The 26,065-nt window shown below is 62.6% G+C and carries 21 protein-coding genes; 4 read left to right on the top strand and 17 right to left on the bottom strand.

The features are described from left to right. The first annotated feature begins 25 nt into the window (after positions 1 to 25). On the top strand, positions 26 to 691 hold the full coding sequence (locus C7G61_RS05835) for a DUF2147 domain-containing protein (protein WP_190241682.1): 666 nt from the start codon (positions 26 to 28) through the stop codon (positions 689 to 691). Here C7G61_RS05835 and hpnN read toward each other — a convergent pair. Further along, positions 659 to 3,247: a hopanoid transporter HpnN gene (gene hpnN / locus C7G61_RS05840; RefSeq protein WP_108513139.1), complete on the bottom strand. Its 2,589-nt coding sequence runs from the start codon at positions 3,245 to 3,247 to the stop codon at positions 659 to 661. The genes C7G61_RS05835 and hpnN overlap by 33 nt on opposite strands. A 442-nt stretch (positions 3,248 to 3,689) precedes the next feature. On the opposite strand from hpnN, the gene ispH reads away from it, so the two are divergent. Next, a complete protein-coding gene (ispH, locus tag C7G61_RS05845) occupies positions 3,690 to 4,616 on the top strand; it encodes a 4-hydroxy-3-methylbut-2-enyl diphosphate reductase (RefSeq protein ID WP_108513140.1) in 927 nt (308 codons plus the stop codon). Between the two features lie 64 nt (positions 4,617 to 4,680). Beyond that, positions 4,681 to 5,841, top strand: a complete 1,161-nt coding sequence (gene hpnH, locus C7G61_RS05850; protein WP_108513141.1) for an adenosyl-hopene transferase HpnH — start codon at positions 4,681 to 4,683, stop codon at positions 5,839 to 5,841. Between the two features lie 90 nt (positions 5,842 to 5,931). Here the strand turns inward: hpnH and C7G61_RS05855 are convergent, their stop codons facing one another. The 10 genes from C7G61_RS05855 to C7G61_RS05900 form a co-directional block, all read right to left on the bottom strand. Next, positions 5,932 to 6,870 carry a Rossmann-like and DUF2520 domain-containing protein gene (locus C7G61_RS05855; protein WP_244608139.1) on the bottom strand — a complete coding sequence of 313 codons (939 nt, stop codon included), beginning with the start codon at positions 6,868 to 6,870 and terminating at the stop codon, positions 5,932 to 5,934. Further along, positions 6,816 to 7,658 (bottom strand): class II aldolase/adducin family protein, encoded by an 843-nt coding sequence (locus C7G61_RS05860; protein WP_108513143.1) that lies wholly within the window; start codon positions 7,656 to 7,658, stop codon positions 6,816 to 6,818. Before C7G61_RS05860 ends, C7G61_RS05855 begins: the two co-directional genes overlap by 55 nt. Positions 7,659 to 7,787: 129 nt before the next feature. After that, positions 7,788 to 9,476, bottom strand: a complete 1,689-nt coding sequence (locus tag C7G61_RS05865; protein ID WP_108513144.1) for an acyl-CoA dehydrogenase family protein — start codon at positions 9,474 to 9,476, stop codon at positions 7,788 to 7,790. Further along, entirely contained in the window at positions 9,473 to 10,120 is a 648-nt protein-coding gene (locus tag C7G61_RS05870) for a TetR/AcrR family transcriptional regulator (protein WP_244608140.1), read from the bottom strand. The genes C7G61_RS05865 and C7G61_RS05870 overlap by 4 nt, the downstream gene beginning before the upstream one ends. 161 nt (positions 10,121 to 10,281) lie before the next feature. Then, positions 10,282 to 11,031, bottom strand: coding sequence for a phosphorylase (locus tag C7G61_RS05875; RefSeq protein WP_417021170.1), 750 nt, complete (start codon positions 11,029 to 11,031; stop codon positions 10,282 to 10,284). Then, on the bottom strand, positions 11,028 to 13,022 hold the full coding sequence (gene shc, locus C7G61_RS05880) for a squalene--hopene cyclase (protein ID WP_108513145.1): 1,995 nt from the start codon (positions 13,020 to 13,022) through the stop codon (positions 11,028 to 11,030). Before shc ends, C7G61_RS05875 begins: the two co-directional genes overlap by 4 nt. A gap of 66 nt (positions 13,023 to 13,088) precedes the next feature. Continuing rightward, the gene (gene hpnE, locus C7G61_RS05885; protein ID WP_108513146.1) at positions 13,089 to 14,342 is read right to left on the bottom strand and encodes a hydroxysqualene dehydroxylase HpnE; all 1,254 of its coding nucleotides are present in this window, start codon (positions 14,340 to 14,342) and stop codon (positions 13,089 to 13,091) included. Next, the gene (hpnD, locus tag C7G61_RS05890) at positions 14,342 to 15,181 is read right to left on the bottom strand and encodes a presqualene diphosphate synthase HpnD (RefSeq protein ID WP_108513147.1); all 840 of its coding nucleotides are present in this window, start codon (positions 15,179 to 15,181) and stop codon (positions 14,342 to 14,344) included. The genes hpnE and hpnD overlap by 1 nt, the downstream gene beginning before the upstream one ends. Then, complete coding sequence (gene hpnC / locus C7G61_RS05895) at positions 15,178 to 16,056, bottom strand: squalene synthase HpnC (protein ID WP_108513148.1); 879 nt, start codon at positions 16,054 to 16,056, stop codon at positions 15,178 to 15,180. The genes hpnD and hpnC overlap by 4 nt, the downstream gene beginning before the upstream one ends. Positions 16,057 to 16,247: 191 nt before the next feature. Then, positions 16,248 to 16,484: a hypothetical protein gene (locus C7G61_RS05900; RefSeq protein WP_108513149.1), complete on the bottom strand. Its 237-nt coding sequence runs from the start codon at positions 16,482 to 16,484 to the stop codon at positions 16,248 to 16,250. Positions 16,485 to 16,924: 440 nt separating this feature from the next. Here C7G61_RS05900 and C7G61_RS05905 point away from each other — a divergent pair, with 440 nt between their 5' ends. Further along, positions 16,925 to 17,428, top strand: a complete 504-nt coding sequence (locus C7G61_RS05905; RefSeq protein WP_108513150.1) for a hypothetical protein — start codon at positions 16,925 to 16,927, stop codon at positions 17,426 to 17,428. Positions 17,429 to 17,485: 57 nt separating this feature from the next. On the opposite strand, the gene C7G61_RS05910 is transcribed toward C7G61_RS05905, so the two are convergent. The 6 genes from C7G61_RS05910 to C7G61_RS05935 form a co-directional block, all read right to left on the bottom strand. Further along, positions 17,486 to 18,544: a hypothetical protein gene (locus C7G61_RS05910; RefSeq protein ID WP_108513151.1), complete on the bottom strand. Its 1,059-nt coding sequence runs from the start codon at positions 18,542 to 18,544 to the stop codon at positions 17,486 to 17,488. Positions 18,545 to 18,618: 74 nt separating this feature from the next. Further along, positions 18,619 to 20,994: an efflux RND transporter permease subunit gene (locus C7G61_RS05915; RefSeq protein ID WP_108513152.1), complete on the bottom strand. Its 2,376-nt coding sequence runs from the start codon at positions 20,992 to 20,994 to the stop codon at positions 18,619 to 18,621. A gap of 244 nt (positions 20,995 to 21,238) precedes the next feature. Further along, positions 21,239 to 22,018, bottom strand: coding sequence for an ethanolamine ammonia-lyase subunit EutC (gene eutC / locus C7G61_RS05920; protein ID WP_108513153.1), 780 nt, complete (start codon positions 22,016 to 22,018; stop codon positions 21,239 to 21,241). Between the two features lie 6 nt (positions 22,019 to 22,024). Then, positions 22,025 to 23,611: a B12-binding domain-containing radical SAM protein gene (locus tag C7G61_RS05925; RefSeq protein WP_108513154.1), complete on the bottom strand. Its 1,587-nt coding sequence runs from the start codon at positions 23,609 to 23,611 to the stop codon at positions 22,025 to 22,027. A 162-nt stretch (positions 23,612 to 23,773) separates the two neighbouring features. Further along, positions 23,774 to 25,156, bottom strand: a complete 1,383-nt coding sequence (locus C7G61_RS05930; protein WP_108513155.1) for an ethanolamine ammonia-lyase subunit EutB — start codon at positions 25,154 to 25,156, stop codon at positions 23,774 to 23,776. 110 nt (positions 25,157 to 25,266) lie between these two features. After that, complete coding sequence (locus C7G61_RS05935; protein WP_244608141.1) at positions 25,267 to 25,890, bottom strand: hypothetical protein; 624 nt, start codon at positions 25,888 to 25,890, stop codon at positions 25,267 to 25,269. Positions 25,891 to 26,065 lie beyond the last annotated feature (175 nt).

Below are 26,065 nucleotides of genomic sequence, written 5' to 3' on the forward strand. Positions count from 1 at the left end.
CATGTTGCACTGCCCAAGAACCATCGTGCGTACAATAGTTTATTCGGGAGTTTTTTTGGCCACAGGTCTTACCGTTGCGCTAGCCGCCGATCCCACCGGTGACTGGAAAGTCGCCGATGGCGTGGCCAACATTCGTGTCGCCCAATGTAGCGGCAACATGTGGGGCGTCGTCGCCTGGGAAAAGACCCCGGGCGGCAAAGACAGTAATAATCCGGATACCGCAAAGCAGAGCCGGCCGACCTTGGGGATGCCGATCCTGATCGAGATGAAGAAGAAGCCCGGCGTCGATGCCTGGGAAGGCCAAGTCTACAACGCCAAGGACGGACAGCTCTACAGCTCGACGATCAAGCCTGTCGGCACCGACCAGCTCGAGATTCAGGGCTGCGTGCTCGGCTTCCTGTGCGGCGGTGAAACCTGGACCCGTGTCGGACCGCCGATTCCCTCGAGCCCTGCCAACAGCATGGCCAAGGGTGCGCCGAAGGGACCAGCCGGCGCTCCGCCCAAAACCGCAGCACCTGCGCCGACGGCGCCGAAGACCACGGGTGCGGTAAATCCGGCACCCGCTGCGGCGAATCCTGCGCCCGCGCCGAAGGCTGCGCCCGCTCAGAAGCAGGCGGCGGCCACGGCCGCCCAGCCCGCCGATATCGGCGATATCTGCCTACTCCCCGACATCGCGCGGTTTGCCCATTAGCGCCGGCTGGAACAGCAGCACCGCGGCCAGCGTGATGACGAACGACAGCGCCAGCAATTTGCCCATGCTGGCGGTGCCGGGATGACTGGATAGCCACAGGCTTCCGAATGCAGTCGCGGTCGTCAGCGCCGAGAAAAAGATCGCGCGCGTGAGGCTCGACTGCAGCAGGTTCGTTCTGCCCTCGCGCCAGGCCGTGACATAATAGATCTTGAAGGCGACGCCGACGCCGAGCAGCAGCGGCAATGCGACGATGTTGGCGAAGTTGAGCGGCAGCTCGATCAGCACACAGAGCTCCAGCGTCACCGCGCCGGCCACCAGCAGCGGCACCATCGTCATCAGCACGTCGGTGATCCGCCGCAGCGCCAGGTAAAGCAACAGGCTGATCACCAGCAGCGCCCAGATGCCGGCATGGATGAACGCCTTCACGATGGTGTCGCCGGATTTGAGGATTGACACCGGCCCGCCGATCGCATTCGGCTCGGCCGCCAAAACCGAATCGGCAAAGCGGCGCAAATTGTCGTTGTCGTTGGGATCGCCCTTCGGCAACGCCTCGACGCGAATCAACCCATCCTTGGATTTCCAGCTGTTCAGCAGTTCCGGCGGCAGCGTCTTGAGCGAGACGGGGCCGGCCTGCATCGTGTTCTTGAGCTGATCGAATACGATCTTGAGCGGGGTGACGAAAATGCCCTGCGCCTTGTCGCGCGTCGCCTGATTGCTGCCGGCAAGTTTCGACAGCGCGTCCGCCAGCCGCCGCGAGGCAACCGCGCCCGGACCCTTGCCGTCGCCGGCGGTCCTGCGCAGGCTGTCGACCGAACTCTTTAGCGCCTCCACGTTCTCCTGATCGGTGGGCGCCGCATCGACAGAATCGGGATTGAGCGCGGGCCCCACCACCCTCGCCGCCTTCGCGATCAACTGCAGCTTTGCCGGCTGATCCTCAGGCACGAAACTGTCGATTGACATCACGCGCAGGACTTCCGGCAGCTTTTCCAGCCGCGCCTCGATCTTCTTCGCTTCCGCTTCCGAGGTGGTCAGCACGTTGATGGCGTTGGCGCCGGTGTTGGGGTCCTTGCGCAGGTCGAGGAAGGTCGCGATCGATTCAGCCTTCGGATTGCGCAGGTTGATCGGGTTAAAGTCGAACTTCATGAAATAGAGCAGCGGCAGGCCGGCCACGACGAGGAGCAGCGTACCAACGACGATGATGACGCGATGCCTTTCGAGGAATTCGTCCACCGGCGCCAGAAACGCGTAACCGACCGGCTCGCTTTCGCCGGGCGGGTGAAGCAGCTTCAGCATGGCAGGCAGGGACGTGATGCTGGTGATGAACGCGATCAGCATGCCGGCGCCGGCAATCTTGCCGAGTTCGGAAATGCCCTTGTAGTCGGTCGGCAGGAAACACAGGAAGCCGGCGGCGGTCGCCATCGCGGCGAGCGAAAGCGGCACCGCGCAGCGTCTCGCCGCGCTCTCCAGCGCCAGCGCCAGATCTTCGTTCTTGAAACGCTCGGAACGATAACGGACGCTGAACTGAATGCCGAAATCGACGCCGAGGCCGACGAACAGCACGGCAAAGGCGATCGACAGCAGGTTCAGCGACCCCACCATCATCAGGCCGACCGCGGTCGTCAGCGAAAGGCCGATGAACAGGTTCACGAACACCGCGAAGATGATCTTCGAGGAGTGCAGCGCCATCCAGAGAATCACGAGGACGATGAGGACGGTTGCGACACCGTTGACGATCGCGCCGTCCTGCACGGTCGAATATTCCTCATTCGCGATCGGAACCGGGCCGGTCAGCCGCACCCGCGCGCTGTACTGGCCTGCAAAATTGAGATCGGTCGCGGCCTGCCGGATCGCGTCGGTCGCATCCTTGCCGGGTTCCAGTTCGCTGTAGTCGAGCTTCGGCTTGAACTCGATGAAGGCGCGGCGATCGGCATCGGTTAAAGGCTTATCGCTGGTAAGTTCGCGCCAGGAGAACGTCGCCGTCCCCTTGTTCAGGATGTCCTCGACCGTCTGGCTGATCAGGTTGAAGGGCCGTTCGGTATTGTCGAGCTTGACCTGTCCGCGCTTGACGCCGGCAAGCCCGGTCTCCAGCGCGCCGGTCAGGCCGCGGATCGAGGGATCGCCGGCCATGATCTCGATCAGGGGCGCGGCGGCTTCGAGCTGGCCGGCGACCTTGCCGACCTCCTCCACCGGCAGGAACAACAGCCCGTTCTTTTCGAAGAACTCGCCCGACCCCAGCGGCTGCACCGATTCGAAATGCTTGGTGTCCCCGGAGAGCTTTGTGAAAAGCGCCTTGCTCGCGGCACTGGCGAGCTCGGGCGTCGGCGCCTCGACCACGGCGAGAATCAGTTTTTCGCGGTCGAAGGCCTGCTCGAACTGGTTGTCGCGCTTGCGCCAGTCGAGGTCGGGCGAAATCAGCGTGTTGATGTCGGTGTTGATGGCGAAATGCCGGGCCGCATAGTAGCTCGCCCCGACCGCCAGAAGCAGCGAGACGATGACGACGAGAGTGGCAAACCGCGTACAGGTTCTGACAATGGCGACGACAATACTGGTCAGCACTTCGTTTCTTTCTAAATCTCAAGGAGAGCTGGGCGAAAACGCCCGCTGTCTAGCGGAGTTCCCGAAGCCGATCTAATGTTGTTTTGGTTACTTGCCCGAGGGTTCAAGCGAAGCCGCCAAAACCGACCGGACGGGTGTTCGGGGGGCGGGTATAGCCCGTCCGAAAGGGCGATAAAGTGACGAACCGGTGAGGAACAACGGTTCCCATAAACCCCTTTTAGGTATCTAATTACCTACAGTTTGGTAACCATTGCGCGATGCACCTTTTCCAGCCGCACAATTTTTGACACATAGTCCTGCGCTTCCATCTACTTGGGTGGCGATTACCTGCGGGTTCCGGTCATGGTGCGGATATTGCAGATCCGGATGTGACCGGCTGCACGGAGACCTTCGGGTGAATTTGCGAATTCAGTACCTGGTGCAACAGCGTAATGGACATCCCATGGAAGTGTATCTAGCGCAGCCCCGCGGATTTTGTGCGGGCGTCGTGCGTGCCATCGAAATCGTTGAGCGCGCGCTCGAGAAGTACGGTCCGCCGGTCTATGTTCGGCACGAGATCGTGCATAACAAATACGTGGTCGAAAGCCTTAAAGCCAAGGGCGCGATCTTCGTCGAGGACCTGTCGGAGGTTCCGCCGCTGGCGGTTACCGTCTTCAGCGCCCACGGCGTGGCCCGCAGCGTTGAGGAGGAGGCCGCCGCCCGCGGCCTGCCCGTCCTTAATGCCACCTGCCCGCTGGTCACCAAGGTCCATAATCAGGGCAAGCGGTATATGTCCAAGGGCCGTACCCTGGTACTGATCGGGCATGCCGGCCATCCCGAGGTCGAGGGCACCATGGGTCAGGTTCCGGGGCCGGTTCTGCTGGTCCAGAACGTCGACGAGGTGGCGGCGCTGACGCTGCCGACCGACGCCCCGCTGGCCTATATCACCCAGACCACCCTCAGCGTGGACGACACAAAGGACATAATTGCCGCCCTTCAGGCCAAATTTACAGATATTCAAGGCCCCGACATCCGGGATATCTGCTATGCGACACAGAACCGCCAATCTGCGGTAAGGGACCTAAGTAAGCTGGTGGACGTCATTTTGGTGGTGGGGGCCGCCAATAGCTCCAACTCAAACAGGCTTCGCGAAATCGGCACCGAGGTCGGGGTCGCGAGTTATCTCATTGCCGACGGGAGCGAGTTGAACCCCGATTGGCTGAAGGATGCGAAAGCCGTCGGCATTACGGCGGGCGCCTCGGCGCCCGAAGTTTTGGTCGACGACGTGATCGAGGCTTTGAGGCGTATCGGACCCGTCAAGGTGTCGGTACTTCCCGGCCGGGAAGAAAATATCGAGTTCCGTCTTCCGGCCGAACTGACTGCGGGTTGATCCACTTCAAGAGTTCCAAGTCTGGGCTCCAGGCCCAGACTCAAGTCCAGAAAGAAATCTCTCAATGGCAATACCGTTTTTCAAGGAAATGCGTATCGGTGGCTATCTGATCAAGCAGAAGCTGCTTGGCCGGAAGCGCTATCCGCTCGTGCTGATGCTGGAGCCGTTGTTCCGCTGCAACCTCGCTTGTGTCGGCTGCGGCAAGATCGACTATCCCGACGCGATCCTCAACCGTCGCATGTCGGCGCAGGAATGCTGGGATGCGGCCGACGAATGCGGCGCGCCGATGGTGGCGATCCCCGGCGGCGAACCGCTGATCCACAAGGAGATCGGCGAGATCGTGCGCGGCCTCGTGGCGCGCAAGAAGTTCGTCTCGCTGTGCACCAACGCGCTGCTGCTGGAGAAGAAGCTCGATCTGTTCGAGCCCTCGCCCTATTTGTTCTTCTCGGTGCATCTCGACGGGTTGAAGGAGCACCACGACAAGGCGGTGTCGCAGAAGGGCGTGTTCGACCGCGCGGTTTCCGCGATCAAGGCCGCGAAGGCGCGCGGCTTTACCGTCAACGTCAACGCCACGATCTTCGACGGCCATCCGGCGGAAGAAATCGCAAAATTCCTCGACCTCACGACCGAACTCGGCGTCGGCGTCTCGATGTCGCCGGGCTACGCCTATGAGCGCGCCCCGGACCAGGAGCACTTCCTCAACCGCACCAAAACCAAGAAGCTGTTCCGCGACGTGTTCGCGCTCGGCAAGGGCAAGAAGTGGAACTTCATGCATTCCGGCCTGTTCCTGGACTTCCTCGCAGGTAACCAGAGCTACGAATGCACGCCCTGGGGCATGCCGGCCCGCAACATCTTCGGCTGGCAGAAGCCCTGCTATTTGCTCGGCGAAGGCTACACCAAGACCTTCAAGGAGCTGATGGAGACGACGGACTGGGACACCTACGGCACCGGCAAGTACGAGAAGTGCGCCGACTGCATGGCGCATTGCGGCTACGAGCCGACGGCTGCCAACGCAGCCCTGGTCAATCCGCTGAAGGCGATGTGGGTCGCGCTGCGCGGCGTCCGCACCACGGGCCCGATGGCGCCCGAGATCGACCTCTCCAACCAACGTCCGGCGCAATACATCTTCTCGGCCGAGGTGCAGAAGCGCCTGTCCGAGATCCGCAAGGACGAAGCCGCTGCGGCAGCCGCCAAGCAGCAACAGAAGGCATCCACCGCCGCCTGAGCGGGATAGCAAAAGATTTTTGGGCCCCGGTTCAGGCGAACCGGGGCGCTTTCCTTTTTGCGTGTCTCTCAGACTGTCACGGAACGACCGCTACTTCGTCCGGGTCCGCAGCAGCAGATTCTCGATCTCTGCCGCGCGCCCGGCACTGAGTGTGCCACGCTCGATCCCGAGCGGTACATTGCGGAGGGCCAGTTCGCGGTACAACGCGCCGGAGGAAGGAAAGCGCTCGTCCAATGCTTCGAGGTGCTTGAGGATCGTTCCGACGTCCCCGCGCGCCACGCAGCCGCCCATGCCGTTGGCCAGTCCGCCGTCAAGAACGGCCGCGACCGTTCCCCTCAGCAGCGGCATCATGGCACGCAGTGCGTCGGCCTCGCTGGCGCCAAAACTCTTCCAGAGTTCGACGCCTTCCTTGAGCAATGCGATCAGGAAAGGACCGACATAGTAGGCCGAGGCGTGATAAAGCGCCCGCACGCCGGCCGGCAGCGCCAGCGGTTCGCACCCGATGCTGGTGGCGAGCCGTTCCAGGTCACGCCTGAAATCGGGGTCTGCTTCGATGCCGACCGTACATCCGCGCAGTCCCTCGAGCGCGACGTCGGGATTTGCAAACATCTGCATCGGATGAAATCCGCCGGTTACGGCACCGCCGGATTTCGCATGATCCAGCGCGGTCAATTCGGTTGCTCCGCTGCAATGGACGACGCGGTGACGTGGCTCCCAGCGCAAAGCGCGGCAGACCGGCAGGATCGCGTCGTCGCTTACCGTCAGGAAGAGCACATCACAATCGTCCACGACATGCTGCGCGTGCGGCATCGGCCGTGCTGACGGTACCCGGAATCCCAGGCGCTGCGCCGCATCGGAGCCACGGTTGTAGAAGGCCGCGACGTTCAGGTTCGCGCGGTCAAACGCCGGCGCGAGCGTTTGCGCAATACGGCCGGCGCCGATGAAGCCGATTCGCAACGCCGCGAGCTCAATGCTCATTGAGCGTAGCTCCCGTCGATGCGGTCGAGCTTTCGCAGCAGCGCCGGCCATTCCAGCAGCCCGTAACCGGCTTGCAGATTTTGCGCCGCCTCATTCAGTACCGGATTGGTGTCGCGCTCATTGTCCAGCGTGATCTCGGTGCCCGCGAAGCAGGTCACCGTGTTGCCGATCGCCATTTCTGTCGGCGCGTGAAGCGGCCGACCGCAACCGAGCGCGTCTATTTGTATCCGGCAAGCCTGCTCCAGCCAATAGATCGCATTGAACGCCTGCGGAATCGTATTGCCGCAAACCAGCAGTCCGTGATTGCGCAGAACCAGTACGTTGTTTCGGCCGAGATCGGCGACGACCCGGTCGCATTCGTCCCGATCGATCGCCGGTCCCTCGAAGTCGTGATAGCCGATCCGCCCGTGAAACCGCATCGCTGTCTGGGACAGCGGAAGCAGCCCTTCGGCGAGCGTGCTGACCGCCGTGCCGGCCCTGGTGTGGGTATGGAGAACGCACTTCACGTCGGGCCGCGCCCGGTGGATCGGGGCATGCAGATAGAATCCGGCGACGTTGACGTTGTAGCCGTGATCGGGCTGCAGCAGAGTTTGCCCCTCGATATCGATCTTGACGAGGCTCGACGCGGTGATTTCCTCGTACAGCATGCCGTACGGATTGATCAGATATTGGTCGTCGTGCCCCGGGACCTGTGCACTGATGTGGTTGTAGATCAGGTCGGTCATTCCATAGAGCGCCACCAGACGATAGCACGCCGCGAGATCAACCCGCGCCGCCCACTCCTCTTCCTCCACGGTGGCCCGGATATCGTTGATAGAGCGAACTTCGGTTTGACGCATGTTACCTGGCCCGCAACCGCGGTCCCCTTTAATAGCGTTTTCGAGCGAAGTGGATACCGGTTCGCGTGAAGAAAACGCGTCAAAACAAGAATCTAGAGCTTCGGTTCTGCTTCAATCGGAACCGAAGCTCTAGTGGCGGATGACGGAGGCACGCTCCACGATCCGGGCAAGGCCTTCCGACGATGGAAGAGCGCCGAATACGTGCATCCCATCCATGCCCAGCCTGGATTTCACGAAGAGATCGGCAGCATCGGCATCGCCATGCTGCAACATCTCGGCAGCCTGCAACCCATGCGCCATCCGGGTGACCAGGGCCCTCGCATGCCCGTCATCCGGGTATCGTGCACGCAATCGGTCGGCGAGATCTTCCGTGCTGCTGTCGTAGATCCGGTTGAGGCCCCTGCTCGCACGCAGTTCGTCGACAAAGGCGTCCCGGCAGCGTGCATCGCGTTGCATCGCCCGCAGCACGTCCATGCACATCATGTTCGAGGTGCCCTCCCAGATCGAATTCAGCGGCGCCTCACGGTAAAGGCGCGCCATCGCATTCTCCATGATGAAGCCGTTGCCGCCGTGCACCTGCAAGCACTCGTAGCTGAAGGCCGGGGCGCGCTGACAATTCCAGAATTTCACCACGGGCGTAGCAACCCGCGCCAGCAGCCGTTCGTGTTCGCTGGTCTGCAGGCCGTCGGTCGCGCGCGCGACCCGGAGTGCGCCAAGCATCGCCGCCTCGCTCTCAAGTGCGAGGTCGGCGAGCACATTGCGCTGCATGGGAAGCTCGGACATGGGCTTGCCAAACGCCGTTCGCGTTTGCGCGTGGTTCAATGCCAGGCTCAAGGCCTGCCGCATCAGCCCGGCGGATCCTGCCGCAAAATCCAGTCGAGTCAGATGAGCATGCGAAAGGATTTCCCTGATGCCGCGCCCTTCTTCGCCGACAAGGATCGACCACGTGTCGTGGTATTCGATTTCGCTCGAAGCGTTTGAACGGTTGCCGCACTTGTCCTTCAAACGCTGAATGAAGATGCGGTTGGCGCTGCCGTCGGGCAGCAGGCGCGGCACGAACAGACAACTTACGCCGGATTCGGTCCGGGCCAGCGTGTAGAACCCGTCGGCCACCGGCACCGAGAAAAACCATTTGTGGCCAGTGATCGAATAGATCTCGCCATGCGCACCGCGTTCGATGAATCGTGCGGTGGTCTGGGTTTCGCGCAGATCGGAGCCTCCCTGCTTCTCGGTCATCGCATAGCCGATGACCGCCGCACGCTTGGCTTCGATGGGAAGCCGCCGTGGGTCGTAGTCCGCCACCAGCGTTCGCTCCCGCCACGTCGCAAATTGCGGTTTGCCGGAAAACCCTGCGATCGCGGCGTAAGCCATCCCGGTAGGGCAGCCGACGCCGTTCTCGATCTGATTCCAGAGGTAACTCAGCGCCGCACGCGCCAAATGTCCATTCGGTTCGCTCGTCGACCAGGCCAGACTATGGACCTCGCTTTGGAACGCCAGCGCCATCAATTGATGCCAGGCCGGATGAAACTCGACCCAGTCATTCCGGTTGCCATACCGGTCATGGGTCAGCAGTTTCGGTTCGTGCTCGTTGGCAAGTCGCGCGGCCTCCTGCACGGAATCGCAGCCGGCATGGGCGCCGAGCGCAGAAAGTTTTTCCCTTGCCCACGGCACGATCCTTGCGATCAGGCCGCTCAGCGCCCGATCGTCATCGAACGCGTTGAAACCGAGGGCTGGCCGCGCCTGATTGCGGACTTCGTGGGTCGCAAACGGACTGGTTTTCGCTTCCGCGACGGCAACCGGCTGGACGCGCGCATTCATGCCGAGACTTTCGATACCAGGGTCAATTCAGGCGTGGCGTGCCGAAACAGCATGCGCGCGGAAAGCCCCGCGATGGCTTGTGCGATCGACTTTGCCGCTTCGGAATCGGGAGCCGCTTCCGGCGCCAGGGGACCGACCAGGGCCTCCATGAAAGCGCCGGTCACGCACGATGCCGCGACGTTCGCGTCGATCTGGATGAATTCGCCGCTGGCGATGCCGCGCCGGACAAGCCTGGCGATCTGATCGGCCAGCGCCGCCCGGTATTTCAGGCGCGCCGCGTCGATCTCCGGCTCGCATGGTTCGGCGATCAGCGCGTAGGCCAGACGGCGGCCGCGCATCGCGCGTATCGAGAAGGTGTAAATCGCGTCCACCAGACACTGGGACGCAGATCCCTCCGCCTCGACGATCGCGGCGACCACGGCCACCTCGCGCTCGGAAACCAGCCCGAGCACTTGCGCGTAGAGGTCCGCCTTCGAGTCGAAGTAGCGGTACACGCTGCCGGTAGCCACCCCCGCCCGTGCGGCGATCAGCGCGATCTGGGCATCCCTCCACCCGCTCAGCGCCACGGCATCGCGTGCGGCATCCAGAATGCGCGCTTTGGTTTCAACGAGTTGATTGAGGCGAACTGCAGCAATTGCCATCATGAACCTTAATTCATGAATACAGGATCATAATTCATCCTTGAGCGAATGACGGCGCTTGTCAAGCATTGACCGGGCCCCGGTTCAGAGAACCGGGCCCGGTTGACGCCCTTCGAAAATCTTGAAGCTGGAAAATCTTGAAGCTGGCTATCGCCCGACGTGGATCAGACCGCCGCGGTGGCGAGCCCCTCTTCGCCGTGCAGGAAGCCGCGGCAACCACGCAGGGAGCGCAGCGCGCGGTTGAAATCGATTCCCGTGGAGACCAGCGCGCGCAGCGAGGTGGGATTGCGCGCCACCCCGCGCAGCACCTTGCGGAGGTCGATGTCGCCGTTCGGCTTGATAGCGCTCATGGCGAGCGCTGGAAGCGCCCGGCTGGCGGGATCGGAGATGACCCGCAGCGCCGCGAACGGCAAGCCGGCCTTAGCCGCATAGGCTGCGGCAATATGGCTTTCCATATCGACCGCTGCCGCGCCCGTCTCCGAATGCAGCGCGGCCTTGCAGGCGGTCGCCGCAATCACCTGTTCCACGCCGGCCAGGCCACCACGGACCACGCGGCGGCGACGCAATGCCGCACTGGCGATCATTTCCTCGTTTAGCGCCAGACCTGCCAGAAAACGGGTATCGCCCGCCAGAACCTCGGTCGCCACCACCACGTCGCCCGATTTCAGCGACGGATCCAACCCGCCGGCGACGCCGAACGAGATGACACCCCTGAAAGTGGTGGAATCCAGCGTTGCCAGCAAAGCGCGCAATTGCTGCGGGTCGCTGGAACTGCAGATGACGATCATGCCGGGCCCGGCCGCGATGCGGGCCTCCTGCACCAATCCTGTTACGATCAAAACTGGCCGCGGATCATTCGAATTGCGATCAACCGAATTGTCCACGATCGCGGCGGCCCCCACCCCCAAAGTCACATCCCGACCCCTACCACCCTGCTGTTGGTGCTTCTCAAATTCCGATACCGCGCCAGCGCCCAGAGCGGAAAGAACTTCGAGTAGCCATGATAACGCAAATAAAACACCCGCGGAAAGCCTGTAGCCGTGTAACGCGCCTCGTCCCACAGCCCTTTCTCGGTCTGTGTGGCTTTTAGGTACTCCACACCCCGCACGATGGCCGGATTTTCGACCTCTCCGGCCGCCATCAGTCCAAGCAAGGCCCATGCCGTTTGCGAGGAGGTCGACGGCGCGCCCTCAAATCCCTTGTAATCGAGTCGGTAGCTGACCGCATCCTCGCCCCAGCCGCCGTCGCTGTTCTGGATCGAAAGCAGCCAATCCGCCGCCTTGCGAATCATCGGGTCCTGGTGGCTCACCCCTGCGGCATTGAGCGCACACAGCACCGACCAGGTTCCGTAGACATAATTCAGACCCCAGCGGCCGTACCACGACCCCTCCGGGAGCTGCGTGCGGCGCAGATAGTCGATCCCGTCCGCCACCGCCTTGCTGGTCTGCGCGGTCTCGCCGAGCTGCGCCAGCATCGAGATGCAGCGCGCGGTGACGTCCTCGGTCGGCGGATCGAGCAGCGCGCCATGGTCCGAGAACGGGATGTTGTTGAGGTAATATTCGAGGTTGTTGACGTCAAAGGCGGCCCAGCCGCCGTCGCGACTCTGCAGGCCCTCGATCCACTCGCGGCCGCGCGAGATCGCTTCGTCGTATTCCTTGCTGCCCGACGCCCGCCGCGCGCGGTCCATCGCCATCACGACGACAGCGGTGTCGTCGAGATCGGGATAATAGTCATTGTTGTACTGGAACGCCCAGCCGCCCGGACGCACATCAGGCGCCTTCGCCGCCCAGTCGCCCTTGAGGTCGAGCACCTGCCTCGGCTTCAGCCAGTCGAGGCCCTGCTCCATCTTTCTGATCGTATCTTCGCCGCCCGCCTCCGCCAGCGCGTGGCAGGTCAGCGCGGTGTCCCACACCGGCGAGACGCAGGGCTGGCAATAGGCCTCGTGCTCACCGATCACGAGCAGCTTGTCGATGCCCTTGCGGGTGACCGCGCGCGGCGGAAAATCCGGTCCCTTGCCGAGCGCCTCATACATCATGACGATGTTGGCCATCGGCGGATAGATCGCGCCCATGCCGTCCTCGCCGTTCAGCCGCTCCTCGATGAAAGCGAGCGCCGCATCGATCGCGCGCTGGCGCAGCTTCTTCGGAAACAGCGGTTCGACGACGCGCAGGATCTTGTCGAGCGTGCTGAACAGCGTGAACCAGCCCCAGCTTTGATGCGGCGCCTTCGGCGTCATTCCGACCGACTTGGGATCCTGCAGGAACAACTCGTCGACGCCGACGCCCTTGGGATTTTTCGCCAAGGGCTTCAACGCCGCCATCACCATCAGCGGCACGATCGTGGTGCGCGCCCAGTAGGAAATCTTGTTGATATGGAACGGCGACCACATCGGCAGCAGCATGATCTCGATCGGCAACACCGGCACCGCGCGCCAGCTCAGCACGCCGTAGAAAGCCAGCAGGAACCGCGTGAAGACGTTGACGCGGGCCGCGCCGCCGTGGCTGCGGATCGCCTCGCGCGCGCGCACCATGTGCGGCGCATCGACGGAATCGCCGATCATCTTCAGCGCGAAATAGGATTTGACGCTCGCGCTCATGTCGAACGGACCGTCCTGCACCAAGGGCCAGCCGCCATGACTGCCTTGCGTGCGGCGCAGGTAGTTCGCGATCTTGGCTTCCAGCGCGCTGTCGACGGGCTCAGCGAGATAGTGACGCAGCAGGATATATTCGGAAGGAATGGTGCTGTCGGCTTCCAGCTCGAACACAAAATGTCCGTCGGATTGCCGATAGCCGAGCAGCGCTTCGGTCGCTGACGAGATGCTCTTCTCCAGCGCGACCGGATCGACGGTCGCGACGTCGACTGTCGCGACGGAATCGACTGCAATTTTTTTGTCTACGGAAAGCATTCGCTAGACATCCCTCTATTCGTGACCGGGTTCTGTGAACCCGGTCACGCAACGTCCGTCGGGCTTTTAACGCCTCGCCAGGATCAGATCGGCGGCACGGTCGCCCGACCGCACCGATCCTTCGATGGTTGCCGGCAATCCCGTATCAGTCCAGTCGCCGGCGAGAAACAGGTTTTTGAATGATGTCACCGCCCCCGGCCGCAGCGCGTTCTGCTCCGGTGTGGCCTCGAAAGTCGCGCGACGCTCGCGCACGATCTGCCAGGGCGGCAACGGCAGGTCGCCCGGCAGCCCCGCAGCCTTGCAGACATCCCGCCAGATCGCCAGCGCGAGTTCTTCGCGCGGCATGTCGACGAGGCGGTCGCCATTGCTGATGGTGACCGACAGCCGCTGCGGGAATGCGAACAGCCACTCCACGAGGCCACTGACGACGCCGAGGATGGGCACGGCATCGCGGGGCGGATCGAAGCGAAAATGTGCATTGACGATGGCGCGGAATTTCGACGGCGTCTTCAGGCCCGGCAGCAGCGCCGCCGCCGGGCGCGGCGGCACCGCGAGCACCACGACGTCGTCGGCGCCGAGCGCAATCGCGTCGCTGCCGAATTTCAGTTCGCTGACATTGCCGCCCGTCATCGCGAATTCGCGCAGCTCATGGCCGAACTGGATCGAGGCGCCCTTGTCCTGCAACAGCTTGATCGCCGGCTCGACCAGAACCGCGCTCAGGCCATCGCGTGCGATCAGCGGCCGGCAGGCCTGTCCGCCCGCCAGCAGCGTTTCCCGCACGATCGCGCCGGCCAGCCCCGCCGAACCCTCGGGCGGATCGACATTGAGCGCGGCCAACAGCAGCGGCTGCACCAGCCGCTGGTACAGCGTGCCTTTGCAGGGGATCGTGTCGCCGACCAGCTTTCCAGTGCCTGCCCAGATCAACGGCGCCAATGCGAGATAATCGAACAGCTTGGTATCGGGGACGCGGCGTGCCTCGTCGAACACCCATAGCGGCAATTTGCCGTCGCCGAGGTCGAGCTGCCAGCGCTGGCCGGTCATGATGTCGACAAAGGGAAACTGCGCAAGCTTCGGCCCGACCAGCCCAGCCTCGGTGCCGATCGATCTGGCGTAGGCCAGCGCATGGCGGTTGCCGGACAGCAGGAGATGATTGCCGTTGTCGATGGTGAGATTGGTGGCCGCGTCGAAATAGGACCGGCAGCGGCCGCCGGCCTGCTGCGTGGCCTCGTGGACATGCACCCGGTAATTGGCGTTGGCGAGCCGTACGGCGGCCGAGAGGCCGGAAACGCCGGCGCCGATGATATGAGCGTTTTTCTGCATCAGATGATCGCGTAACGGAGAAGGATGGCAATCTTCGCCCATTTGTGGACGCGCACCGGCTCGCGCGGCGCGGCAAAGCCCCGGGCCAGCAACAGGTCCAGGATCGCGCGGTAATATTTCGACATGATCCGCGGCGCGCGCACCACGCGGCGCGAATTGCGTTTCATGATCTCGTCGGCCTTCTCGAAATGCTTTTTCGCGCGCTCGGCCAGCGGCAGGCATACTTTCGGCAGCGCGCGATCGACGATCACCCGATTGGGGTCGTCGGTGGTGATGCCGGCAAGCAGCAGGCTTTCGCGCGGCAGATACAGCCGGCCGAGCCCCGCATCCTCATCGATGTCGCGCAGGATGTTGGTCAATTGCAGCGCGCGGCCGAGATGATGGGCGAGCTGGATTCCGTCATCCTCGGGCAGGCCGAACACCCGCACCGACAGACGCCCGACGGCGCTGGCAACGCGATCGCAATAGAGATCGAGCGTGGCAAGATCCGGCGCACGAATGTCCTGTGGCACGTCCATCTCCATGCCGTCGACCACAGCGAGAAAATCCTCGCGCTTGAGGCCGAAGGTTTTCACCGAGGCGGCGTAATCTTGCAGGCGCGGCGGCGGATGACTGTGATATAGCGCATCGATGTCCTCGCGCCATTGCTGCAGCGCTGCCAGCCGCTCGGGCCGCGGCCCATCGGAATCGGCGATGTCGTCGACCTGCCGACAGAAGCTGTAGATCTGGAACATCGCCTCGCGCTGGTCGCGCGGCAGGATGCGCATCGCGGCATAGAACGAACTGCCCGACGCAGTGGTGCCGTAATCTGCGTTGGCCGCCGCCGTCTGCAACGTCATGCGCCGGCCACCGGTTTTGTCTGGGGGCGACGCCCCGCGGCGCGCCTGATCATTTCGCTCGTGATGGCGCCGATGCTCTGCACGAGCAATTCGGGCTTGCTCAAATGCACGCGCTCGCTGAGCGGGTCGCGCACCTTCAGCATGCCGACGATCCTGTCGGCAAAGGCCTGGATCACGGCAATTTCGAGCCCGAGCCGGAAATCCTTTACCTCGGCGCTGAGCGACCTGCTTTCATTGAGCAGGGCTTCGGTCCGCACCGCGAGCGCATGGAGGCAGTGCAGCAGCGCCGGCTGCGACTTCGCCTCGCCCAGCATCTCAACGGTGGCGCCGCTTGCGGCCAGCGCATCGCGCGGCAGGTAGACGCGGTTGAGGTTTTTGTAGTCCTTGGCGCAGTCCTGCAGATGGTTATTGATCTGCAACCCCGCGCACAGCGCGTCCGACGCGGCCCAGGTCGAGGTGCTCTCGCCATGAACGTCGAGCATGAAGCGCCCTACCGGCATCGCGGAATAGCGGCAATAGTGAATGACGTCGTCCCAGTTCTCGTAGCGCAGCTTGGTGACGTCCATCCGGAACGCGACCAGCACGTCGAGCGCGTGGCGCGGCGCCATCGCACGCTCTGCAAAAGCGCGGCGCAGGCTGACCGCCTCCGGTTGCGTGTCGCCCTTGCCCAGCAACTCGGCTTCGAGCAGGTCGAGATAGCGCAGCTTCTCATCGGCGCCGAGCGTCGCGTGATCGGCGATGTCGTCGGCCGTCCTGACGAAATTGTAGAATGCGAGGATCAGTGCCCGGTGACGCGGATGAATGATCCACGACGCGACAGGAAAATTCTCGTCGCGGTGGGTCTTTCCGGATCGCAGGTCGCTCGCGCTGGTCATCTAGAACTGGCTACATCAATCGGAATTGGCGGCATGCGCCGATAACAGGCGCATGCCGGGAGATCGCGTGCCCCATATAGGGGAATACGTCGCCAAAACCAATGCTATATGGGCTGATTAGCCCCGCCCGTGACGCGCGTCATAGAGCCGAAAGAGGCTTTTCCGCGAGGGTTAACGGGCGCGAACGCGGCCTATTGGCCGTTGCTCTTGAGGACCTGGTCGCAGGCGGCGCTGATCTTGGAACGATGTTCCTTCAGACACGCCAGGACGGTGAAATCGCCCTGATCGAGTACCGGACGGCAGAACTTCTGCGCGTCGCGGGTACAGGCCTTCTGTTCTTCCGCCGTTCCGCGCTGTTGCTGCGCGAATGCCGCATGCGATGAGACCGAGATCGACAACAAGGTGAGGGCTAGGAGAGATTTACGCATCGTATTCCTTCATTTCGGCAGCAAGAATCCTGTTCCCCGATTCGCGATGAGGCATCGCCGGAACGGATTTTGTTTGGATGGCAGGCGCGCCGCGTAACGCAGCGACGAACAGGTGACAAGCATGGTAAATGCGGACAAATTTACGGCGACCTTGACGGCGACCTAAGCACCTTTAATAACCAACTGATATCTAAAGTGTATTTCCGCCACACTTTCCCGGCAATTGGTTGTTGCAGACAATGCGGTGCAAAGCTAGATGCTGCGCTGACGAAGTCGGTGTGAATGTTTGGATTCCACTCGGCCGATTGCGCACTTTTTCGTGCCGAAAGCGCCGGAAACAACGCTCCGTCATTTGAACCTAAGATACTGCGGGAACACTAAATCTTCGATGCGGCGAGACGTATCTTTGCAAAGAACGTCTATTTGATGGGAAAACTACGATGAAACTGTTTGGTTCCAGCTTGTTCGGTCAGGCTCTCGCAGCTGCTGGGGTCGGCGCCGCGCTCATGTTGTCGGTCACCGCAAGCCATGCCCAGGCGGGAGGCCCGTTCGCCGGTTTTGACGGAAACTGGAGCGGCACCGGCACCGTCGCGCTCTCCAACGGCACCACCGAGAACATCCGCTGCAAGGCCGACTACAAGGTCAACGCCAGCGGGCTTGGCCTGAAGCAGAATCTGCACTGCGCCAGCGACAGCTACAAGTTCGACCTGTCGAGCGACGTCACCAGCCAGGGTGAGCGCATCTCGGGCAATTGGAGCGAGAAGAGCCGCAATATCTTCGGCAATCTGCAGGGCACCGCAGGCGGCGGCCAGATCGAAGTATTCGTCGAGGCTTCCGGATTTGCAGCCAACCTGAATTTGAAGACCACCGGCAACAAGCAGTCCGTGCAGATCGACTCCAAGGGCGAAATCCGCGGCGTCAAGATCACGATGACGAGGACCTGACGCAGCCCTTTGAAACAGTGTGAATGGCAGCGCCGCGGCGCTGCCTTTTCATTTTGATCAGCCGAATTTCCAGCTCCAGTGCGCATCGCCGCGGTCGCGACGTTCCGCCACTTCGACCCGCATGAAACGGTCATGCGCAAGCGCTGCCCCCACCCACAATTCGTTCCAGGCATCGAACACTTGAGGCGACAGCGCCTCACGTTCCGCCATCAGGCGCCACGACGTCTGGCGCACGGTCGCGGCTGAGCCTTCCACCTGCAATTCCGCGTCGTCGTCCTGCCCGCGGGCAAGCCGGGCAAAGGCCTTGGCGAAACCCGCCGCGCCGGAATCCACGCCGCCCAACAGCCGAGCTACCTCGTCGAAGGTGTGCATCCCGACGAGCCGCGCCGCGGCGCCGGCGAGATGGCCGCCCTCTTCCGGGCCGAGCACCCGGATCGTCTCCGGCACGATCGAGGTGACGTACTCCATCGCATAATTGCGAAGCACCTTCTGCAGCCGCTCCTCCGGCCATGTGTTCGCAGGAAGGCGCGGCGCCAGATCGGCCCGGAACGGCGGACAGCGCTCGCCGGGCGAAAACTGCAGCCGCTCCTCGGGCGCAAGTTCGTGATCCCACTCCTTGTAGTAGCCCTCCAGCCCCGGCTGGCCATCGACGGTCTGCCCGGTGCAGACGAAGCCGAGCCTGGGATTGCCGAGCACGACGCCGTTGTTGGCGTGCCATCCGCGCAGCATCGCCCGCGACACTTCCGAGGGGATGCCGCAGATCGCGGTGCCGGACCAGATCCAGCGCGGCGGCGGATAGCGCACCCAGGCCTTGGTGTCGCTCTCGTAGACATACTCGACCTTCACGCCGCCGACCTGGTTCGACAGATAATGATATTGGGCGCACGCCACCGCATGTGGAAGCTGGTCGAGGCCGAGCTTCTTCAATCCGGGAAGGAAGCGCGCCAGTTGCTGCCGCCGAAAGGTTCGAAACACCACCTCGGCCGCGCGCGGTGCACCCGCCCGCGAGGCCAGCATCAGGATCAGCCCGGTGAGATAGGAATGATAGATGTGTTCGACCGCGCGGTAGGCGGCGGCATCGGCCGCAGGGCGCGCGGCTAATCCTGCAGACGTCATTCCTCAACCTCTCCGCGGCTGCCGTTAGCCGGCAGCCTTTTGTCGTTCAGCAGCGGCTGTTGTTCGGCAAGCCGCTATTCCGTGGGCTTGGCGTGACTGACGCCGCGAATCTTTTCCGACAAATTGATCAGGAACATCGAGGTCGGCCGCAGGATGAAGAGATCCGCGACCAGGGCTGCGATCATCGAGAACGCGCTGAGCCAGCCGAACAGCCGCAGCGACGGCAGGTCGGAAAACACCGTGACGACGAGGCCGCAGGCCAGCACCACCGTGGTCAGGATCAGCGCCGGGCCGACCAGCACGGTGGCGCGCTCGACCGCCAGCGCCGAACCGACGCCGGGCTTGCTCTCCAGCCGCAGCCGGTTGAGGAAGTGAATAGTGGCGCTAAGCCCCAGGCCAAACGACACCGTCAGGGCGACCACGCTGGCGAATTGCAGCCCCTCGCCCATGATCCACAGCACCGTGCCCGATGCCACGACCGGGAAAATGCCGGGCAGGATGCAGGAGAACATCACCACCACCGATCGGAACGCCAATCCGATGAAGATCGCAACTATGAGGAACTCGATCGTCAGGCCGTGATTGAGTTTCGAGATCATGTTGGCACTGTTGCGCGCTGCAATCGCCGACAGGCCGGTGACCGCGATTTCGAAGCCGGGATGCTCGGCGCGCACCTTGTCGAGCGACTTGTCGAGCTTGTCGATCACGGGAAGGATTTCGCTGGAATCGAGGTCGGGAACCCGCCCCGAAACCACCACCGCATCCTGATCGGCCGAGATGAAGCGACGGACCAGATGTTCCGGAATAACGCTGACATATTCCTTTAGCGTCGCGACGTCGCTGCTGCCAGCCTTTTCGGCGAGCCAGCGGCGCAGGGTTTCGAGCGACCAGACGTTGCCGACGCCGGCCGATTTCTCGACCATCGCGTGAACTTCGGAAATCGTCTTCAACGTATCCGGCGCGTAGAGCGAGGCGCCCTTGGGGAATTCGATCAGCACGTCGATCGGATTGGCGCCGGTGAGCTTGGCGTCAAGACGGCTCGAAGCCGCCACCGCCTGCCGCTTGTCCGGCACCTGATCGGCGAGGCGATAGCGCGGCTCCAGCGTGGCGTAGATGAAGCCGAGGCCGGCGACGAGCAGCAACGCGAGCAGGCTGAACAGCCCGGGACGGCCGACCATGCGCACCGCGATCCAGTAGCAGAAATTGCGCAGCGCCTGCACGCCGGCATCCGCGCTCTGGAATTTTACCGCGAAAATCTTCTCGTTACGAACGAACAATATGCCGAACACCGGCACCAGCGAAAGCACCGCGATCAGCGCGATGATGGTGGCGGCCAATCCGGCCTCGCCGAATTTTCGGATCAGTTCGGAATCGGAGAATTGCAGGGCGATGAACGAGATGCCGGCGGTACCGTGGGTCAGCACGCAAGCCGGGCCCACCACCAGCACGGCGTTGGTGAAGGCGGTCAGTTTGTCCTGGCCCGCAATCAGGCGGTCGCGCGCTGCGAAGGTGAGCTGCATCGAGTCGGAAAAACTGATCACCATGATGAGCGGCGTCATCACGTTCAGAAACATGTTGAGATTGAAACCGGCCCAGCCGAGGCTGCCGAGCGCGAGCAGGATCGCGATGATCGGCGGAAATGCCGCGACCACCATGAACGATATCTTGCGGAAGAAGATGATCGCGATGATGCAGCCGGCCAGAATGCCGAGAATGTTGTAGGTCAGCCCGTCGCGCTTGACAGCGTTGCGGATCTCCAGCTGCATCACGGGAACGCCGGATAGCTGGGCGTTGAGGCCGCTGCCGGCGAGATCTTCGGCCATGATCTTCCGCATTTCGCCGACCACCTTGCCGAGATCGTTTGAGGAAACGACGTTCGGCTCCAGCGACAATACGATCAGCGCCAGCGTGCCGTCCTCCGACAACAGCTTGCCGCGGATGATCTCGTTGGCTTTGACGGTCTCGACGAACTTGTCGTAGGCGGCGCCCTGCGGCAGTTCGGGCGGGAACAGCGCGGCCGGCAGCTTGCCGCGCTCCGGTGCCTGCCGCGCCGAAAACAGCGAAACCAGACCGCGCACGCCCTCGACCAGTTGCAGGTCGGTGACCATGTCGCGGATCTTTTCGAGGTTCTCGCGGGCCATCAGCGTCTTGCCCTCGACCACGACCAGCACGTCGAATTCGGTCGCCGGGAAGCGCTTGGTCACGGCCTCGTATTGCTTGTAGTCCTTAGAATCGGAGCGGAACAACTGGCTCAGGGAGTCGTCGATCTTGATCCGCTGGATGCCGAAGAGCGCCGCCACGATCAGCGCGGCGAGAATGACCATCGACAGGATCGGCGCCTTGACCGCAATCAGCCCCATGCGCTCGAGCCCGAAGGCGATGCTCTTGCCCGGCGGCGGCTCCTCGATAGCTTCGACGTGGACGTGACTTTCGGAGTTCTTGTCGAGCATACCCTGTCCAGTTCTCACGTCGGCCTGTTTGTGCAGCTTGGTTTTATGCAGCTTGGTGGCGCGAATGCGGCTTTGCCAGCCCCCATCCGATCGGCGCTAGCCATTGAAATCACGCGGTAAATTAACCGGCGCCGTTTTACAGGGCCGGACCCCATCCGGCAAGCGCGCGCGGCGGGGCAAATCGGCACGAAGATGACGAAAATGCGCGTTAAGTCTCTGATTTGCCACACCCGTTAAATGGGGCTCATGGACCCCTTGCCGGTAATCCGAGGTGCGATCCGGTTCCGCTTTCGTCCTTCAGCGCCACGCCGGTGACCTGCCGCGCGATTCCTTCACGTACCAGCCAGGCGATCTTGAACGCGGCCTCGTCGTAGCTCAGCCCTGCACCGTGGATGTTGGACACGCAATTGCGCTTCTCATCGGTGAGGCCGATGCGCGGGGCAAAGGTGAGATACGCGCCGAGGCTGTCGGGCGCCGACAGGCCGGGCCGCTCGCCGATCAGCATCACCACCATCCGCGCGCCGAGCACGGCGCCGATCTCGTCGCCTAGCGCCACCCGTGCGCCCGACGCGACCACGACATGGCCCAACGAGATTCCCGCCTCGGTCAGGCGCGCCGCGAGATGGCGAACCAGTTCGACCGCGTGGACATTGACGGCCGCCGGCGACAGCCCGTCGCCGATCACGATCACAATCTCGCTTGCGCTGCCGCTTTGCTTTTCCAGCGCGCGCCGTGAATCGGGGTCGAGCATGCGCCCGAGATCGGGACGGCGCAGATAGTCGCGCCGGTTACGCGCCTGGCTGGAAACCTCGCCGACCTGCAGGCCGAGGCCGGCCAATCCAGCCACCAGATGCGGCGCATCGAAAGCTGTGTGAACAGCATCGCGCGCACGCGCGTGGTCGAGCGTGAAGGCAAGCAGTGCATCGGTCGGCATGCTTGCGCCGGAGCGGCCAAGCCCGACGCGCGCCGGCGTCAGCTCCCGCAAGGCTTCGAGCGGGCGGGACGGCGGCGCCGGCGTTTTCATGGGCTTTTACTCGGCAGGAACCGAGGCCTCGCGCAGCCGGACCGAATAATTCGACGCGTTCTGCCGGCCACTGGTGGCAGCGCGCGCAAATTCGATCAGGTGATGCGCAATCGTCGCCGAGCCAATCAAGCCCTCGATATCACCGCAGCGGAGCCGTCCCAGCGCGAACTTCCAGAACACTTTTCTGTAGTCGCTGAGTACGCCGACCTGCCAGAAGATGTTCCGCAGCATAATCAGGGCGCGCCTGATATTGGCCCAGCTCTTCTGCTCGGGCGCCACCGGCACCTTGATGCGCTGCGCATAGGTGTAATCGCATTGATACTGGTAGCGCGCGTACAGCTTCTCCGGCTGGTAGGCGACTTCCATGCACCTGCGCCAGGAATCGATCACCTGATCGTAGGGCATCAGGAACTCGACATTGGAGTCGCGGCTGTCGTCGTCATTGAGTCGGCCTTCGCGCTCCAGCCGGTCCCACAACGGCGTCTTCGGCAGCGCCTGCAGCAGGTTGATCGTCAGCAAGGGTATCCGCGATTCGTCGACGAAGTTGAGCAGCGCATCGGCGGTGCCGGGCTTGTCGGTATCAAGCCCCATGATGATACCGGAAACGACTTCCATGCCGTAGGAATTGATGGTGTGGATGCCTTCCTGGATCGGGACCATCATGTTGTGGTCCTTGTGCATCGCGTGCAGCGCGTCGGGATCGGGTGTCTCGATGCCGCAGAATACGGTGACGAACATCGCTTCGCGCATCTTCTCCAGGATCTCGGGCCGCTTAGCGATGTTCAGCGTCGCCTCGCAGGCGAGCCGTACGACATAGCCCGTCCTCTTCTGCCATTCGATCAGATGCGGCAGCAGATCCAGCGTGGCCTTGCGGTTGCCGATGAAGTTGTCGTCGACGAAATAAACCGTGTCGGTCATGCCGCATTCGCGCAGCCTGTCCAGTTCGGCAATGATCTGCTGAGGCGTTTTCAGGCGCGGGTTGCGGCCGTAAAGGCCGGGGATGTCGCAGAATTCGCACTGATAGGGGCAACCGCTCGAATACTGGATGCTGCCGAGCAGATATTTCTTCACTTCCGCCAGCTCGTAGGCCGGAATCGGAAACTCGGTCATCGCCAGGCGATCCTTGGTCGTCAACACCACCTGCTGCGCGGGGCGCGACGGGTCGCGCGCCAGCCGGGCAATGAGTTCATTGGTGGCGTCACCGAGTTCGCCGACATGGAGATAGTCGAACGAGGAATAGTAATCCGGGCACGCGCTCACCGACGGCCCGCCGATCGCGACCGCGAGATCGAAGGCATGCGCGCGTCGGCAGATGTCGTTCATCTGCTGGCGCTGGATGTGCATGCCGCTGACGAACACCGCCTCGGCCCATTCGAAGTCTTCTTGGGTGGCGGGGCGAATGTTCTCGTCGATGAAGCGGACCGGCCAGTTCTCCGGGAGATAGGCCGCGATCAGCAACAGGCCCTGCGGTGGCATGAACGCCTGGACGCCATCGGTCAGGGGATAGGCGTATTCGAATGTACCAAAAGAGGAGGTATAGCGCGGGAAGACGCACAGGATACGCCGTACCGTTCCGATGCCTTCAGCTCTCATCAAAATTCCTCAAGGCTGACATGAATTTAAGCACGACATTGAAAGCTGGGCCAGAAATTCTTCAACATTGTGACAGTCAATCCTAACTCGTTGTGGGTCCTAACTCGCTGTGGGTTCAATTGGTTGCATGAAAATCTGCAAGCCGCGGGCTGGGGCTGGCGCTCAGGCGATCAGCCGCGCTGCAAATTCTGGCAGCAGACCCGTGTCGCCCGCAAGCCGGAAATGGCCGTCCGCGAGGCCTGAGCGAACCAGCCAATCGTCGAACTCCGGCGCCCGCTTCAATCCGAAGAGGTCGCGGATATACAGCGCGTCGTGGAACGAGGTCGACTGGTAGTTCAGCATGACGTCGTCGGCGCCAGGTACGCCCATGATGAAGGTGACGCCGGCGGCGGCCAGCAGCGTCAAGAGATTGTCCATGTCGTCCTGGTCGGCTTCGGCATGGTTGGTGTAGCAGACGTCGACGCCGAGCGGCAGGCCGAGCAGCTTGCCGCAGAAATGATCCTCGAGGCCGGCGCGGATGATTTCCTTGCCGTCATACAAATATTCCGGACCGATGAAGCCGACCACGCTGTTGACGAGAAGTGGATCGAACGCGCGCGCCACCGCATAGGCCCGCGCCTCGCAGGTCTGCTGATCGACGTTGTGATTGGCATTGGCCGACAGCGCCGAGCCCTGCCCGGTCTCGAAATACATTACGTTGTCGCCCACCGTGCCGCGGCGGAGCGACAGCCCGGCCTCACGCGCCTCGCGTAACAGTGCCAGATCGACGCCAAAGCTGCGGTTGGCAGCCTCCGTTCCCGCGATCGACTGGAACACCAGATCGACCGGCGCGCCCTGCCCGATCAATCCGAGCGTCGTGGTCACGTGGGTAAGCACGCAGGCCTGCGTCGGAATCTGCAGCCGCATGATGATGCCGTCGAGCAGCCGCAGCAGTTCGCCGATCACGGCCGGATCGTCGCTGGCCGGATTGATGCCGATGCAGGCATCGCCCGACCCCAAGAGGATGCCGTCGAGAATCGAAGCGGTAATGCCCTTGGCGTCGTCGAAGGGATGGTTGGGCTGCAGCCGCACGCTCATCCGGCCCTTCAGGCCGATGGTGTTACGGAACGCCGACGTCACGGCGCATTTCTTCGCGACCAGGATCAGATCCTGGTTACGCATCAGCTTCGAGACGCCCGCGGCCATTTCCGGCGTGATCCCGCGCGAGACCTTCGCCAGCGTTTCGCTGGTTGCGGCATCGGACAACAGCCAGTCGCGGAAGCCGCCGACTGTCAGCGCGGAAATGGGCGCAAAAGCCTGCGCCGCATGGCTATCGAGGATCAGCCGGGTGACCTCGTCGTCCTCGTAGGGGATCACGGCCTCGTTGAGGAATTGCTTGAGCGGCACGTCGGCGAGTGCCATCCGTGCCGCGATCATTTGTTCCGCGCTTTCGGCCGCGACGCCGGCAAGACGATCGCCGGACCGCGGCGGCGTCGCCTTGGCGAGCAGTTCGCGCAAATCGCCGAAGACATAGGAGGTGGCACCGATGATCTGGCGATAGACCATGCTGACTTTCCTTCAGCCCCTACCCGCGCTCCATTGCGGAGCTACCTTATGCCGGGCGGATAGCCAACGCCACAGCCGAGATTATCGAGGTAATCCCGGCTTCAATTGGGCTAGTTCAGCGTAGCGTAATAGCGGGCGAAGAAACTTATCTCATAGATGGCCGCGCCGAACGCAAACAGCATATGGAATCTCAAATTGCGCGTTGTCGCGGCTACGCCGCATACCAGTATGAATGCGGCGTTCGCCAGGAGATACTCCAGTCCCAGCGATCGCAGGTGGTCTTCGCCCTTTATCAAACTGTCGACCACATCGAGCGCTTCAGTAAGAGCCGCAAACCCAAAGAACCAGCGGCGACGCGAGAGAAAGTAGTCTTGATAACCCGAATATTCCTCCAGATCCTGGGGGAAAAGCAGGACGCTCAGGAAGTAGTACATCGATGCGTACACGCAAACGAAGAAATAGAGGCCAAACGTCCAGTGTGGGATCAGGCTCAGCCGAAATTCCCACCACCAGAATGTGACCACGTTCACGAGCGCCCAGGCGACCCAACCCAGATGAACGGGCCAGATCCGGTAGCGACCGGGATGCGCGACCAATGCCGCGATGCCGCTGACCAACCGCGTGACGCTAAGCCCGAGGATGATGCCGATCAGCACTCGCACGTGAAGATAGAGATCGATGTTGGCCGGAAAGGCAGCACTTTGAGCCATTAAGTCCCCATTCTCAGGCATCATCGAAGCATCGTGGCGCCTTCAACAGGCGCCCCGCGACGATTCCGGCGATGGCCTTTAGGATTGCGCGCTTGCCGCCCCGGCAAGACGAAATCGACACGTTCCGTCCTCGTGCTCGCTGTCTAGCTTGATTCGATCACAATTGTTTCGCCAACCATGGCCGCCCTTCGGAAGAAGG

This window comes from Bradyrhizobium algeriense (assembly GCF_003062295.1).
Classification (GTDB): Bacteria; Pseudomonadota; Alphaproteobacteria; order Rhizobiales; family Xanthobacteraceae; genus Bradyrhizobium; species Bradyrhizobium algeriense.

Excerpts from the sequence above, each read along its gene's own strand:
- hpnD (WP_108513147.1), bottom strand. The coding sequence starts at position 15,181 with ATGACGTTGCAGACGGCGGCGGCCAACGCAGATTACGGCACCACTGCG.
- C7G61_RS05865 (WP_108513144.1), bottom strand. The coding sequence starts at position 9,476 with ATGAATGCGCGCGTCCAGCCGGTTGCCGTCGCGGAAGCGAAAACCAGT.
- eutC (WP_108513153.1), bottom strand. The coding sequence starts at position 22,018 with ATGAAAACGCCGGCGCCGCCGTCCCGCCCGCTCGAAGCCTTGCGGGAG.
- C7G61_RS05915 (WP_108513152.1), bottom strand. The coding sequence starts at position 20,994 with ATGCTCGACAAGAACTCCGAAAGTCACGTCCACGTCGAAGCTATCGAG.
- ispH (WP_108513140.1), top strand. The coding sequence starts at position 3,690 with ATGGAAGTGTATCTAGCGCAGCCCCGCGGATTTTGTGCGGGCGTCGTG.
- C7G61_RS05935 (WP_244608141.1), bottom strand. The coding sequence starts at position 25,890 with ATGATGCCTGAGAATGGGGACTTAATGGCTCAAAGTGCTGCCTTTCCG.
- C7G61_RS05855 (WP_244608139.1), bottom strand. The coding sequence starts at position 6,870 with ATGGCCGGCGCTGCTGCGAAAGCTCGACCGCATCGACGGGAGCTACGC.
- hpnE (WP_108513146.1), bottom strand. The coding sequence starts at position 14,342 with ATGCAGAAAAACGCTCATATCATCGGCGCCGGCGTTTCCGGCCTCTCG.
- C7G61_RS05925 (WP_108513154.1), bottom strand. The coding sequence starts at position 23,611 with ATGAGAGCTGAAGGCATCGGAACGGTACGGCGTATCCTGTGCGTCTTC.
- C7G61_RS05905 (WP_108513150.1), top strand. The coding sequence starts at position 16,925 with ATGAAACTGTTTGGTTCCAGCTTGTTCGGTCAGGCTCTCGCAGCTGCT.
- C7G61_RS05870 (WP_244608140.1), bottom strand. The coding sequence starts at position 10,120 with ATGATGGCAATTGCTGCAGTTCGCCTCAATCAACTCGTTGAAACCAAA.
- C7G61_RS05860 (WP_108513143.1), bottom strand. The coding sequence starts at position 7,658 with ATGCGTCAAACCGAAGTTCGCTCTATCAACGATATCCGGGCCACCGTG.
- hpnH (WP_108513141.1), top strand. The coding sequence starts at position 4,681 with ATGGCAATACCGTTTTTCAAGGAAATGCGTATCGGTGGCTATCTGATC.
- C7G61_RS05930 (WP_108513155.1), bottom strand. The coding sequence starts at position 25,156 with ATGGTCTATCGCCAGATCATCGGTGCCACCTCCTATGTCTTCGGCGAT.
- hpnC (WP_108513148.1), bottom strand. The coding sequence starts at position 16,056 with ATGACCAGCGCGAGCGACCTGCGATCCGGAAAGACCCACCGCGACGAG.
- shc (WP_108513145.1), bottom strand. The coding sequence starts at position 13,022 with ATGCTTTCCGTAGACAAAAAAATTGCAGTCGATTCCGTCGCGACAGTC.
- C7G61_RS05910 (WP_108513151.1), bottom strand. The coding sequence starts at position 18,544 with ATGACGTCTGCAGGATTAGCCGCGCGCCCTGCGGCCGATGCCGCCGCC.
- C7G61_RS05900 (WP_108513149.1), bottom strand. The coding sequence starts at position 16,484 with ATGCGTAAATCTCTCCTAGCCCTCACCTTGTTGTCGATCTCGGTCTCA.